A 14,535-nucleotide genomic window follows, 5' to 3' on the forward strand; every position below is an offset into this window, starting at 1 on the left:
AGGGGTTTTTTTAAGGAGAAAAAAGATATGAGCGGACACCCTGAAAACCTCATTATCCGGGCGGGAGGCAGCCCGCTGAACCTGCCAGAATTCGCTGTTATCCGTGACGAAATCAACAAAACCAGCCATCCATCACAACCAGAAGTCAACTGGATGCTGGTGGAATCCCTGTCGCTGACCCTGTTCAAAACTAACGGCGTCGATTTACAGACAGCGATTTATTACACCTTAGCCCGAATGCATCTGAATGGTCTGGCTGGATTTACTGAAGGCTGTGAACTGCTGGCAGGAGTTATCGTCAGTGAATGGGATGCCTTGTGGCCGTCACAACCACAGGTACGCACTGATTTGCTGGAATGGTTCCACACCCGGACGGGGAGTGTCCTGCGTCAGCTGGATTTTGCCGCCAGCGATCTACGGATGATTTATCGCGCCGAGCGGGCACTTCAGCTCATCATTGATCAGCTACAACAATCTGATTTGAAACGTTTGCCGAGAGTAGAAAACCTGCTGTGGTTCTTCCAGAATGCAGCGAAAAAACTGGAGAAGCCGCGTCAGGCTGCGAAACCCGCACAACAGCCGGTGAAAATGCCGCCGCTGGTTTACCTGTCTAAATCTGAATCTGAGCCGGAAACTCCACCACCTCCACCACCACCACAGCCGCAACCCGAAATTGCACCGGAAGAAAGCCAGCAACGGGTCAGAGTACAGTTCCCAGAACAGCCACAACGCGGGTTGACCGCATGGCAGGGCTTTGGAATTGGGGCATTTTTGGGGTTGTTGGTGCTGGTAGGAAGCTGGCTCTTATTCTATAAACCTTTGCAACAGCAATTGAACGCCATAACAGAACAGCCCACGGGTTCACGGCTGGCATGGTTGTATCAGCCGACACTGACAAACTACGCATCCCAGCTTGATCGCCTGGCGGAAACGCCTCCACTGGCAACATGGGATGCTGCACGAACACTGACCGCAACAGCAGAAAAACAGTGGCCACAATTAGCGGAACAAGTTAACGCTACCCGTAACTGGCAACAGCAGATGACCATCCGCATCGACAGCGTGCCGTTAAAAGGCAGCTGGTACAGCACCCGCGATCAACTCCAGCAACTGGCAGACAAAATTCTGTTGCAGGAACGCACGCGTGGCAGCTTCACCCTTTCTTACCTCAAAACCGCCATTTATGACATTCAGCGCAACCACGGCAGCGAAGTTCCGCTGGAGGAGTTGCTGCGCCAACTGAATGTTCATGCGGAAAAAGGCGAAGCTGTTTCTCCTGTGCTGATGAAAGAAATTGATGACCGTTTTAACGCGCTGCTCGGCCGTTATGACCGCCTGCGTCATGTAACTGAACAGCGTGACCGTGCCACCAAACATACAAACATGTAAGTGGCGAACAATCAGGGAGACATATCATGTCAATTAAGAAGAGCATAGCTAAATTGCAGAAAGGACAGGCCCTTGTGCAACAGGGGCAACAGGCCGCTCAAATGGCCAAGCAAGCTGCGGGCATGTTGGGGGGTAGCGGACAAAGTAGTGGTCAGGCTCTTCCGCATACTCAGGGAATTACCGGCGGACAGGGAGCATCAGGTGGTCAGGGATTAGCTAAGCAGGCAGCAAGTGGTCATAACGCAGCGGCTAAAGCCTTGCAACAAGCCAGCCAATTACTGGGAGGCAGTGACCCCAGTGGCCTGCAATTTACGTTAACCGCCGGAGGATTACCGCCGCAGACTTTTGTTGTCACCGATTTCGCACTGAATGAAAGTTTTTCCCAACCATTCAGTCTGAGTGTCGGACTGGCGAGTGCCGATCCAGCTATCGACTTTCCGACAGTACTGGATCGCACCGCCACGCTGACCATTTTGCAGGATGGCGTTGAGCAACGCAGTATTACAGGGATCGTTTCCCGCTTCGAGCAGGGTGATACCGGGTTGCACCAGACCACTTATCAGATGAGCATCCGCCCTGACCTGTGGCGCACGACACTGAGACAGAACTCGCGCATTTTCCAGCAGTTAGATATTCAGACCATTATCACCACCATCCTGAAAGAACACGGTATCCGTGACGTTATATTCAGCCTGCGTCATCCTCACCCTGAGCGCGAATTCTGTGTTCAGTATCAGGAAAGTGACTTTAATTTTCTACAGCGCTTAACCGCAGAAGAGGGCATCTTCTACTTCTTCGAGTGCGGTAATGGCCGTAATACGCTGGTCTTTGCCGATGATGCCGGTTCTGTACCGCCGGGCATCGTCCTTCCTTATCAGCCTGGTGGAGTCAGCACCATTGGAGAACCTGCTATTGGCAGCCTGACATGCAGCGCACAGGTACGACCGGCACAGGTGCAACTGAAAGACTACACCTTCAAAAACCCGGCATGGCCCGCTGAATTCCGGGCAGAGATGAAGGAAGACACCTTACAGGAGATGTATTACGAGCATTATGACTATCCCGGTCGTTTTAAAGATGAAACACACGGTGAAGCCTTTACCCGCTACCGTCTTGAAGCTCTGCGTAACGATGCCGTGATGGGACAGGGCAGTGGCAACGCTATCGCTATCCAGCCGGGCCGTTTATTCACTCTGTATAACCACCCGCGTCCTGATCTTAACCAACCGTGGCAGGTTGTGGGGGCGAGCCATTCAGGTAGCCAGCCGCAAGCACGGGAAACCGCAAGTGGCGATACGGGTACAACACTGCACAGTCACTTCCACTTTATCCGTCACAACCAGAGCTGGCGTCCGACTCCATTACCGAAACCCGTGATTGACGGCCCGCAGATTGCCAAAGTCGTCGGCCCGGCAGGGGAAGAAATCTTCTGTGACCAATACGGTCGCATTCGCCTCCAGTTCCCGTGGGATCGTTACGGACGCAGCGACGATCAAAGCTCTTGCTGGATCAGGGTGACCCAACCGTGGGCAGGACAGGGCTGGGGAATGCTGGCAATTCCGCGCATCGGACAGGAAGTCGTCGTGGATTTCCTGCACGGCGACCCGGATCAGCCCATCGTCACCGGTCGTACCTACCACGCCAGCAACATCCCGCCGGGCGGCCTACCGGGTAGCAAAACCCAGATGGCATTCCGCTCCAAAACCCACAAAGGTGAAGGCTATAACGAACTGCTGTTTGAAGATGCAAAAGGCAGTGAACTGCTTTCCATGCATGCGCAGAAGGATATGAGCACGCTGGTGAAAGACAACCAGAGTCTGGTGGTGGAAAAGGGCAATAGGACTCTGACGATTCAGAAAGGCCATGATGCTAAAAGGGTGGAAGAAGGCAATCTGTCGGAAGAAGTTTGCCAGACTCGTAGTACAGAAGCCAGTTCGGTTGTTGTTGTGACGGAGGGAACGAAAGGGGAAGAGCCGGGTACTCAATTTTATAAAGCGACCAATGCGATCACCCTGATGGTCGGGAGCAGTCAGATTCAGCTGGATACTGAAGGGATCGCGCTGGCCTTTAACAACAACACGATTTTGATGAATGCCGAAGGTGTGTTTATCAACGGCACGCTTATCACATTGAATTAACAGCGGATTTATCCCGCTATTATCACTAATAAATAAAGAGAAAAAGGAAACTCCATGAACGCACAAGCTTACCCAATGAAAGAAGGCACCCTGATGATCCCAGCTGACTGGCGAGATGAGTCAATGCATGTGTTTGTCCTGCCCGACGAAAGCGGAGCGAATCTAGTGATTAACCGTACGCCGGTGCCTGAAGGAGTCGATCATGCCAGTTTTTATGAAGAGACACTGAGTCAATTTGTCACTCACTTACCGGGGTATCAGGAGCAGGGTCGTTCGCAAATGGAACTGAGCGGCGAGCTGGCATGGCGGTTGGATTACCATTGGCAAAGCCCGGAAGGAGAGATGCACCAGATCGTGGTGTTACAAATTCGGGGAGATCAATTGTTGGCTTTTAATTTGACGTCAACGCAGCCGTTTAACGAAAGTCGGCGTAATACTCTGCTGCAAGTGGTGAGCAGTTTTAACGCTGTCTGACAGGGGGTCAGCCATGGGACTATTGGAAGGAGCGGCAGTTCGAGCCGCTCGGATGGCGGCAGTTCGAGCTGGCACTGCATCAGCCAAGGGCGGCAATGGACCGAAAGCGGCCCGTATCGGTGACCCAATTCAGCATAGCAGTTTTCTGGCCGCATTAGCGGGAGTCGTCGCCGGTGCCCTTATTGCGGCTGCGGTTATCGGGGCTGTTGGCCTTTTGTTAGGGCCGATCGGCGGTTTACTCGTCGGTGGCTATCTTGTTGCAAAAATGGCCGGAACTATCGCCAGTGCAAGCGCTGCTGTGACACGAATGTGCGATAGCGTCTGTTCTCCGGATGGGGTGCTGACGTCGGGATCAGAAAACGTCAAAATCGAGGGAAAAGACGCGGCTCGTGCTGAAGTTGATACATCAGGTTGCAGTAAACATCTCAGAGTGTTGATTGCACAAGGTAGCGAAACCGTGTTTATCAACAGTCAGGCTGCAGCACGTGAGGGGGATAAATTGGTGTGCGGGGCGACCATAAAGGGCGGTGCGAGTACCGTTCTTATTGGATCCGGGCAGGGCACTTACATAGAAGTAGAAGAAGAGTTCTCGCCTTGGCAAAGAGCACTGCTGGTGGCGGTAGAGTTTATAGTGCCGCCCCAGCGGGGTCTGCTGAAAGCCGGCTTAAAGCTGATGACCAAAGGAGGACGAAAAGCGCTATTCAGGCTGGCAGTGAAAGAGGCTAAAAACACTGTCCGTGATGCGAAGGCGGTAGTGGCTGGAGCTAAACTTGCAGCGAAGAACGCGAAAGCGTGGGCACAAAAAGCGGCCAAAAACCCTAAATGGGCCGCTCAAAGTGCGGCAAAAGGGGCTAAAGCTGGAGCAAAAGTAGCAGCTAGTGCGGCAAAAAATCATGTAAAACAGGTGGCTGCAAACGCCAAAAATCGTGTCAAGCAGGCTGGAAACCGTATCAGTAATGCCGGGCGCAGCATGAAAAACGGTTCCGCTAAGGTATTGAATGGCACAAAAAAAGGAGCCACTACAGCAGGAAAGTCAGTCAAAAATAACTTATCCGAACGCTGTCAGAGTGCGAGGCGCGGTTACAATGAGACACAGGGTGCAAAACGTTATCTAGAGGCCACCAAGCGTTTCTTCTGTAAAGACCCTATTGATGTAACAACTGGCATGTTGTTTGACCAGCGCATTGATATCGAATTGGGGCAAACCATTCCACTCACTTTTATGCGCAGTTGGTCACCGGGTGAACGAGGGTTATTGGGTGAAAACTGGACTGACACTTTTTCTGGTAGCGCAATAGTTAATGGTGATCAGATAACCATACGTACCACTGAAGGCGCATGCCTTTACTTTGTTCTGATGCCTCATGAACAGCGTAGCCGAAATCCAGAGCATCCAGCCTTCATGCTGAGTCGTGAGGGGACAGGGTTTTGTTTGCAGGAGCGTAACAATCCGGTTAGTCAGCACTTTACTGTACCGGTACCGACCGAAGAAGGTGGGATCCAATGGCAACTGGGTGCCTTGAAGGATGTGTACGGTAACCAGATCCAGTTCCACTATAGTAACGAAAATCGTTTGGTCAGTGTTACTCACAGTGACGGCGCTGAGCTGATGCTGCTGTATCGTGAAGACGGTAAGCTGAAAGAGATACGCCGCAGTGATAACGAACAGGATGAAGTAATGGTACGCTATGGCTACCATGACAATGGTTGGTTGGCAGATGCTGACAGTACTCAGCATTTTCATCTGTTCTATGAATACAATGAGCAGGGGCTTATCAGTCGTTGGTCGGATGGTGACCAAACTGCAGTCGAGTATCAGTATGATGCGCAGGGACGTTGTATTTATACCGTGGGCAGCGGCGGTTATTATCCGGGACGATTTGAATATGAGCCGGGGATCACCCGGGTTATTGATCCGGACGGGTATGTTACTACTTGGCACTACAATGCAGAGCAATTGGTTACCAAGGAAATCTCCCCCTGTGGCTACATCACCCGTTATGAATACGATAATTGGGGTAACCTAACGCGTAAGATCCTACCGGAAGGCCAGACTTTTACGCTGGAGTATCTGGCGGATACTGGGCTGGTGACGGCTTTCACCGATGCAATGGGAGCCAAGTGGGAATATGACTATGATGAGCGGGATCGGCTGGTACAAGTCATGGCACCATCTGGTCAGAAATGGATGCAACACTACGATGACCAAGGCCAGCCCGCACGCTTTGTTGCACCGGATGGTAGTGAGACGACGCTGACCCGTAATGAGTTTGGGCTAGTAACTGCCATTGAAGACAGTGATGGACGCAAACGTACTCAGGAATATGATACCAATCACAGGCTAAGTGTCTTGTTCGACGAAGAGAACCGCAATCTGACACTGGGATATGACCGTCAGGATCGGTTACAGCACCTCAAAACAGGCGGTGGGGCACAGTGGAGTTGGGAATATGATCGTCACCACCGTATATCTCTGAGTCACCGTCCCAACAGCAGCCGAGAGCGCTTACGCCATGATCGCCACGGCAATCTAACTACGTGGACGGATGCACGTGGAGTTGCGTGGAACTTGGAATACGGCCCCTTTGACCTGCCTATGGCACGGGTAGATGGTGAAGGTCATCGCTGGGAGTATCGCTACGACAAAAATAGCCTACAATTGATTGAAGTGATTAATCCGCTGGGGGAACGCTACCGTTATACATTAGATGCAGATGGGCGGGTGATAACAGAGACTGATTACTCAGATACTCAGTGGCATTACGCTTATGACGGTAACGGCAACTGTACGGAGAAGCGCGATGCTCTAGGACAAATAACCCGCTATCGATATGATGATAATGGTAAACTGACGGAGATGGAAACTCCGGAAGGTACTACAACATGGTGCTATGATCCGATGGGAAGGCTGCTGGAAGTAGCAGCACTGGGTACCACCCCCCTGCGCTTTGAATATGACGAGCAAGGACGACTCGTGAAGGAATATCAGGCGTACGGGCAAATCAGTCATGAGTATCCAGATGCCTTTACTCATCAGCGCATTGTGTTAGTGCAGGATGGGCAGGAATGGCAGACTGAGATGGGGGTCAACAAAGCCGGAGAACTGAAACGGCTTAGGATAAGTGGCAATCATCGCCTGAACATTGAACGGGATGTGGAGGCGAATGAATGCCGCCGCTCCTCGAACAAAGGCTTTATCCTGCACCAAGAACACTCCTTGATGGGGCAGCTGACCACACAACGTGCTGGGCGTAATACCGAATTCTTTGAAGCCCATGAGGTGGCAGATATTCCCCAGCCAACGCTAGCTGGATTAGACAGAGAATATCGCTATGATGCTGCACTGAATCTGGTGGCAGCGAATGATGAGCGGGAATGTTTGCGTTATGTTGTCAACGGTAATGGACAGGTAACCTCCGTCAGTGAAGGCGAACGGCTGCGAGAGCATTATCACTATGATGCTTCTGGCTATCCTTCTCGTCGTTTTGATGGCCTCAACGAGATAGACGGGGAACGGCTGTACCAGAAAGGCCACCGGTTACGCCAGCTTGGGCAGCACCTGTTTGAGTATGACAATGCCGGGCGGATGACCGCCATGCAGCTGTGGCAGGCAGGCCATCGCCCGCAACTGACCAAGTTCCGCTGGAACAGCCAGAACCAGCTAGTTGGCGTGCAGACGCCGGGCGGCCAGCAGTGGGATTATCGCTACGACGCGTTCGGGCGGCGCACCGAGAAAGTGTGTGAACGGGCGGGGCTGCGCACCACCTACCTGTGGGACGGCGATGTACCGGCGGAAATCCGAGAATACCGGCACAACCGCCTGTACAGTATCCGCCATCTGGTATTTGACGGCTGGCAGTTGCTGGCGCAGCAGGTGCAGTTCTTTAGCCTGAACCCAGAAAATCGGCAGGAACTGATTGCCGGAAACATTCAGACCCAGTATGCGGTCTGTGCCCCGACGGGCGAACCACTGGCGTTGTTCGATGAAGCCGGGCACCGGGTCTGGCGGCAACCGCCGCAGAGCCTGTACGGGCTGCGTCTGGGGGTATCGGGGGAAAATGCCGAGCTGAATCCGGGGCTTAAGTTCGCAGGCCAATTTATCGATGAGGAGAGTGGGCTGGTTTACAACCGGTACAGATATTACTCGCCAGTGGCGGGGTGTTATCTGACGCCTGATCCCATTGGGTTAGTTGGTGGATTCAATCATTATTCGTATGTAGAAAATCCGACGTCTTGGATAGACCCTCTCGGGCTTAGCCGAAAATGTGGTAAAGGTTTTGCGACTGCGGATGATGCGGCGAAGGCGGCACTAAATAAGTATAACCCTATGTCTATCCATATGAACCGTGAATATGGTGGACTTATATATAGAGCGAAGGATGGTACATATGGGCATACCCGCGCCCGCTTAGGTACAGGAAGATCAGCTCCATCGATGAAAGTAACAAAACGCGGTATGCCGAAGGGACTGGGGGATAAAGACATTGTTGGTCAATATCACACACATGCTGCTTACGAAGATGCGTTTAAGCAACGGACAAATAAAGCCGGAGATATACATAATAGTGATTCCTTTTCTCAGCCAGATAGAAATATTCATATGGGATTATCTGGAGATAAACGAGTTCCGAATTATCGGGATAGTTATCTGGGGACGCCAAGTGGAAAATTTAAGGTAATGCGTCGTGGAAGTCCATTAGAGGATATATTGTGAGGATAAAGGATGGGAACTCCCATAGAGAAATACGAAATTTTGCATAAGATAAATAAAGATGTTGCAGAATTTTTATGGATAGCTATGAAAAAGGCAGCTAATGATGGTTTTGATATTATCGGTTGCCACATAGATATTTGTTATAAGGAAGATTTAATAGAAGATCGAAAATATTATATTGTGAGCTTTTATCCCAGAGAAGTAACGTCTGAGAATGCAATGGAATATGAGTTATTAGGTGATGACCTTAATGTTTATATTGATGCTGATACGAAAGAAATTGTTTTCGCTTGTGCAGGCGTATAATTAATTTAAGAACATTATTACCGTGATATAAAGAAAAAAGCCGGAAAGATCCTCATGATCTTCCGGCTTTTTATTACTATCCAGCCTGATAATCCCCAATCAGTTCCCGCATTCGCAGCTTAATTTCACTGAGCTGGTCTTGCTGACGAGCGTATTGTTGCTTAATAGTGCAGGTGTCGTCGCTGTCAGGAATAAGCACCAGACAGCCGTCCATAATCTTGACGGTGAGTGTGCCACCAATCTCAAAGCCCGCCTGCTTAAGCCATTGCCCTTTAAGATGGATCGCAGGCGGGGCACTGGCCTTGTCATTTTGCGGCACGTATCCCACGGTGTAATAACGTTCTGTTTTGGCGGCTTTATTTACCGCGCGGTTTTGCTTAGAATGCGCCTTAGCCATCATTCAACTCCTGTTTAGTTGCTTGTGGTGAGCGGTGTTGGCAGGGGGCTACCTGCCATCACCGCGTTATCTCTTCGCTTATTCCTTACTGCTTTCAATCACGGTATCTAACATCTCAGAAACAAACTTCTGTCTGGCTTTCGGCAGTTGGCTGATTATCTCAATCTGCTGTTCCAGCCGCGAGCTGGGGCCACGTTTACTGCTGCGTGTGGTCGGCAAACCCAGCAGTTCATCCAGTGATAAATGGAGTATCTCCGCTAACAACGGCAGCAGTGCTGCGGAGACCTTCAATCGCCCTCCCTCATAATGCGCCATCGTCTGCTGGGCGATGCCGAGCTGCTCTGCCAGTTGTTGCTGGGTCAGTTGCTGCTCTTTACGTGCCAGCGCAATCCTGTTCCCCAGTGCTTTAAAAAAGTGTTCATCCGTTGTCTTCATGGCCTGAATCTGTCTGTCAGTTAACGATGCCATGAGGATACCTCCTGTTTTTCATCTTACGGTTGACAATACTCTATTATGGAGTACTCTGCAATGGAGTTATTTTTACTCTACGCCTATTGACACGTTTTTTTAAAGGATTAAGACATGGCTCGCATTCCCGACGCAGAGTTGCAGCACCTGAAAGCCGCGGTTCCTTTAGTCGCCGTCCTTGAGCAGCAGGGGCGGCAGGTGATTAAACGCGGCAAAGATCGGCTGGTACTGTGCCCGTTCCATCAGGAGAAAACGCCCTCGATGGTGATCACGCCGTCGAAAAATCTCTATCACTGCTTTGGCTGCGATGCGGGCGGATCGGTGCTGGACTGGGTGATGAAAACCGAGCATTTAAGTCTGCGCCATGCCTGTGAACGGTTGCGGGCGATGCTTGGCAATAATCCGGCGGTGGAGCCGCTGGTTGATTCCTCGGAGTTGATCCGTGATGCGGTCGGGCAACAGGCGCTGCTGTTACGGGTGGTTGAGTTCTATCACCAGACGTTGCTGAATGCACCGGAAGCCCATCAGTACCTGAAAAAACGCCGCCTTGATCATCCTGAGCTGGTCAGCCAGTTTAAGCTCGGCTTTGCCAACCGCACCCTCGGCTATCGGTTGCCGGAGAAAAAAATCAAAGCGGGCGCAGAGATCCGTGCCCGGCTTCAGGCGGTGGGATTAATGCGCGAGAGCGGACATGAACACTTCAGCGGCTCGCTGGTCATTCCGGTGATCGGTCTCAATGGTGAAGTGCAGGAAATGTATGGCCGCAAAATCATTGATCGTCTGCGGGCAGGCACACCGAAGCATAGTTATCTGCCGGGGGCACATCACGGCGTCTGGAATGAAGCGGCACTGGTAGCCTCGAAAAGCCTGATCCTGTGTGAATCGCTGATCGATGCGCTGTCGTTCTGGGTGGCCGGGCACCGTCATGTCACCGCGGCTTACGGTGTGAACGGGGTTACAGCCGATCACTGGCAGGCCTTTGCGCACTACGGCATTAAGCAGGTATTGATCGCCTTCGACAATGACAGCGCAGGCAATGCGGCAGCGGTGAAACTGGCAGCAATGCTGGTCGCCAAAGGGATCACACCGCTGCGCGTGATGTTCCCGCCGGAGAGGGATGCGAATGCCTATCTGTGTCAGGTGGCGGAGCCGGAAGTCGCCTTCGGCCTGCTGCTTGACAGTGCGGTGCCGATGCAGGATGTGGCCGACAGAGTTGCGACTGAACCCGTCACGGTGCCCGAATCGGCTTCTGCTTTAGTGGCTGAACCCGCGCTCAACACCACACCGGGAGTGGTCTGTGAACCCGGCGACCATGGCGAGCTGCTGATCTCGGTCGGCACACTGCAATGGTGTCTGCGGGGCATGAGCGCCCTCAAAGCCGGTGCCGCTGCCCTGAAACTCAATGCACAGGTACGGGACAGGCAAAGCGGTGTCCTGTTCGCCGACGGGGTTGATCTGATGAGTGCCCGCAGCCGGAGCAGTTATGCGAGGCAGGCGGCGACCGAGCTGGGACTGGCGGAGGGGATATCCGGCGGGCATTGGGGCAGGTCTTACTGGCTGTGGAGCAGTGGCAGCCGCAGACGAAAAACCCGTCAGCGGCCGCGCCTGAGCTGAGCGCCGCGGAGCGGGAGTCGGCGCGAGCACTGCTGCGAGATCCGGCGCTGGTCAGTCGTATCGTCACTGATTTAGCCGCCTGTGGTGTCGTTGGTGAATCGACCAATCTGTTAGCGGGGTATCTGGCGGCGGTGAGCCGTAAGTTGCCTAAACCCTTAGCCGTCCTGATCCAGAGCAGCAGCGCCGCCGGCAAGAGCAGCCTGATGGATGCCGTCCTGAATCTGATCCCTGAAGAAGAACGTATCCAGTACAGTGCCATGACCGGGCAGAGCCTGTTTTACCTCGGTGAAACCAATCTCCAGCATAAAATCCTCGCCATTGCCGAAGAAGAGGGCGTGCGGCAGGCCGCCTATGCGTTGAAGCTGTTACAAAGTGATGGCGAACTGACGATGGCAAGCACCGGCAAGGATGACACCACCGGCACGCTGGTGACCAAAAGCTACACGGTCAAAGGCCCGGTGATGCTGATGCTTACCACCACCGCCATTGATGTGGATGAAGAGCTGCTGAACCGTTGTCTGGTGCTGACGGTTAATGAATCCCGTGAACAGACCGAAGCCATCCATGCGTTGCAGCGCCAAAAGCAGACCCTCGAAGGGTTACTGGCGGAGAACGAGCGGGACTATCTGACGGCACTGCACCAGAACGCCCAGCGGTTGCTTAAGCCACTGAATGTGGTGAATCCGTATGCCTCGCAACTGACGTTTATGTCAGACAAAACTCGTACCCGCCGTGACCATATGAAATACCTCACCTTAATCCAGAGCATCGCCCTGTTGCACCAGCACCAGCGGGACATCAAGACCGCTGAGCATCGCGGTAAGACACTCGAATATATCGAAGTGACGAAAGCCGATATCCGGCTGGCGAACCAGCTCGCCCATGAAATCTTAGGCCGGACGCTGGACGAGATGCCGCCACAGACCCGCAAGTTACTGCTGCTGATACAGCAGATGGCGCAAGACAGGGCCGTGAGCGAACAAAGAACGTTGCGTGAAGTGCGCTTTACCCGGCGGGATATCCGTGACTTTACCCACTGGAGTGATAACCAGCTCAAGGTCCATTGCCAGCGGCTGAGTGAGATGGAATACCTGCTGGTACACGGCGGCAGTCGGGGACATCTGTTGCAGTACGAACTGCTCTGGGACGGCGACAGTGCGGGAGGCCACTATCTGTGTGGCCTGATTGATATTCCTGATACGCCCAATGTCGCGCTCACATAACGCTATGATGTTCGCAAGTTGGACTGAAATTATCGTAAGTTGCCCCCAAGTTGGGTTCAAGTTGGTGCCAAGTTGGGGATCTGAAATCAGGCTTAAGGCAGCAGCCAGACAGGGTTTATCGCTCGCAAGTTGGGAAGAAAGCAAAATCACTGTTCCGGCCACTGAAGACAAGCCCATCACATCGTACTGTTATCGCTTTGCTTTCCCGTAAAAAAATACAAGGAGCTGACTGATGCCAAATGCGCAGGACTTCACCGTAATGACCTTACGCCAGCAACTGGATAACTGGCTGGACACCCTGACCGCACAGGGGAAAAGCCCGCAGACCCGGGTGGCCTACCGTGCCTATTTAGTGCCGTTCGTGGACTGGTGCGAACAACGGGCAATCCGCACCGCGCCACAGGTCTCGCTGTCGGTGCTGGAAAGCTGGCAGCGTTACCTGCGTGCTTACCGCAAAGCAGACGGGCAGCCTTACCGCAACAACGGTCAGCGTGAACGGCTCAATGCCCTGCGGTTGTGGTTCCGTGCGCTGCTGCACCGCCACCAGATTTTATACAATCCGGCGGAACAGCTCGTGCTGCCGAAAAAAGAAAAGCGCCTGCCCGCACAGGTGATGAATGTGGCTGAAATCGGGCAGGTGCTCGCCAGTCTGGACAGCGGGACGCTGCACGGCTTCCGCAACCGGGTGATGCTGGAAGTGCTCTGGAGCAGCGGCATTCGCCGGATGGAACTGGCGAATCTGCGTCTGGGGGACATTGACAGCGGGCGCGGGGTGCTCTGTGTGCGTCAGGGCAAGGGGCAGAAAGACCGGGTGGTGCCTATCGGCAGCCGGGCGCTGGACTGGCTGAAACGCTATCTGATGCAGGTCCGCCCGCGACTGGCGGCACAGCGGGACAGTGGTTACCTGTTTATCTCCGACCGGGGACGCGGCCTGTCGTGTGACTACTTAAGCCAACTGGTCGGCCGGGTTATCCGTGAACAGGCGCAGCTCGACAAACCCGGTGCCTGTCACCTGTTCCGCCATTCGATGGCCACCCAAATGCTGGACAACGGGGCCGATACCCGGCACATCCAGACGATACTGGGGCATGAACGGCTGGAAACCACCCAGATTTATACGCGGGTCGCTATCGGACACTTAAAGACCGTGCACCAGCAGACCCATCCGGCTGAGCAGGAACCCTCGGGCACGGAGACAAAAACCCCGGATAGCCAACCGAAACCCCGGTATACCGGACAGCCCGATAATCCCCGTTGAGTCTGCTGGGATCGGCGTGGGGGCAGACCGTGCCGGACTGCCCGTCAGCCTCAGTGTCTGCGGGGGTACGTGGGCAATGGCCGGCCTGTGCTGTCGTGTCCCCGTTAAGAATGTGCAGGCCGTCCAAAGTCCACTCAACATAATGTCGGGGAATTATACGCCACTCACCGGGCGGCTCCGCTGCCAGTCCACGGCATCGAAGAGCGGCTCGCAGCGTATAATTAACATTATGTCTGGTGCCCCCGCTGTTCGGCATCGCTGGGGTGCCTCCGCACAAGGCTTCGCCTTCTGCTGTCAGCACCGGAGCCAGATCTCACCTAACACCGCATCAAACTTGAGCATCGTGCCATCATAAGCTGTTTACTACATTAAATAGGTATTTAAACAAGTAAGCAAAAATCTGGTCTTATCCGCATCCAAATTTGCGTCTTCTTTAGCTGCCCGACTTGGCTTCAGCAACCCCCCCTGAAGGCAGGTCGGCCTGCGGCCTCCGCTGGTTTACCTGCCCCGCCCCCCCCCCGCAGGCCACGCGGCGCCCGGCGCGCCCGCCCCGG

Annotated in this window: 9 protein-coding genes and 1 pseudogene; 8 read left to right on the forward strand and 2 right to left on the reverse strand. The window is 53.5% G+C overall.

Annotation, left to right across the window (positions count from 1 at the left end; all coding sequences use genetic code 11):
* Positions 1–27 precede the first annotated feature (27 nt).
* Genes AACX38_RS13635 through AACX38_RS13655 form a run of 5 tightly spaced genes read left to right on the forward strand, consistent with a single transcriptional unit; the run spans position 28 to position 9,021 of the window.
* A complete protein-coding gene (locus AACX38_RS13635; RefSeq protein ID WP_228864603.1) occupies positions 28–1,389 on the forward strand; it encodes a VasL domain-containing protein in 1,362 nt (453 codons plus the stop codon).
* A gap of 26 nt (positions 1,390–1,415) precedes the next feature.
* Positions 1,416–3,527: a type VI secretion system Vgr family protein gene (locus AACX38_RS13640; protein WP_228864604.1), complete on the forward strand. Its 2,112-nt coding sequence runs from the start codon at positions 1,416–1,418 to the stop codon at positions 3,525–3,527.
* Positions 3,528–3,581: 54 nt separating this feature from the next.
* Positions 3,582–4,001, forward strand: a complete 420-nt coding sequence (locus AACX38_RS13645; protein ID WP_099120298.1) for a DUF1795 domain-containing protein — start codon at positions 3,582–3,584, stop codon at positions 3,999–4,001.
* A 13-nt stretch (positions 4,002–4,014) separates the two neighbouring features.
* Complete coding sequence (locus AACX38_RS13650) at positions 4,015–8,715, forward strand: RHS repeat-associated core domain-containing protein (RefSeq protein WP_228864606.1); 4,701 nt, start codon at positions 4,015–4,017, stop codon at positions 8,713–8,715.
* A gap of 9 nt (positions 8,716–8,724) precedes the next feature.
* A complete protein-coding gene (locus tag AACX38_RS13655) occupies positions 8,725–9,021 on the forward strand; it encodes a hypothetical protein (RefSeq protein ID WP_228864607.1) in 297 nt (98 codons plus the stop codon).
* Positions 9,022–9,097: 76 nt separating this feature from the next.
* Here AACX38_RS13655 and AACX38_RS13660 read toward each other — a convergent pair whose 3' ends face one another.
* Positions 9,098–9,418 (reverse strand): SymE family type I addiction module toxin, encoded by a 321-nt coding sequence (locus tag AACX38_RS13660; protein WP_228864609.1) that lies wholly within the window; start codon positions 9,416–9,418, stop codon positions 9,098–9,100.
* 78 nt (positions 9,419–9,496) lie between these two features.
* Positions 9,497–9,886, reverse strand: a complete 390-nt coding sequence (locus tag AACX38_RS13665; protein WP_228864610.1) for a helix-turn-helix domain-containing protein — start codon at positions 9,884–9,886, stop codon at positions 9,497–9,499.
* A 114-nt stretch (positions 9,887–10,000) separates the two neighbouring features.
* On the opposite strand from AACX38_RS13665, the pseudogene AACX38_RS13670 reads away from it, so the two are divergent.
* The 3 genes and pseudogenes from AACX38_RS13670 to xerC all read left to right on the forward strand — a co-directional run bounded on the left by AACX38_RS13670 (position 10,001) and on the right by xerC (position 13,981).
* A pseudogene (locus tag AACX38_RS13670) lies at positions 10,001–12,723 on the forward strand (CHC2 zinc finger domain-containing protein).
* Positions 12,724–12,787: 64 nt separating this feature from the next.
* Positions 12,788–12,934 (forward strand): hypothetical protein, encoded by a 147-nt coding sequence (locus AACX38_RS13675; protein WP_228864612.1) that lies wholly within the window; start codon positions 12,788–12,790, stop codon positions 12,932–12,934.
* 21 nt (positions 12,935–12,955) lie between these two features.
* Positions 12,956–13,981 (forward strand): site-specific tyrosine recombinase XerC, encoded by a 1,026-nt coding sequence (xerC, locus tag AACX38_RS13680; RefSeq protein ID WP_228864613.1) that lies wholly within the window; start codon positions 12,956–12,958, stop codon positions 13,979–13,981.
* Positions 13,982–14,535 lie beyond the last annotated feature (554 nt).

The organism is Xenorhabdus sp. PB30.3 (assembly GCF_963895965.1).
In the GTDB taxonomy this organism is placed as follows: domain Bacteria; phylum Pseudomonadota; class Gammaproteobacteria; order Enterobacterales; family Enterobacteriaceae; genus Xenorhabdus; species Xenorhabdus stockiae.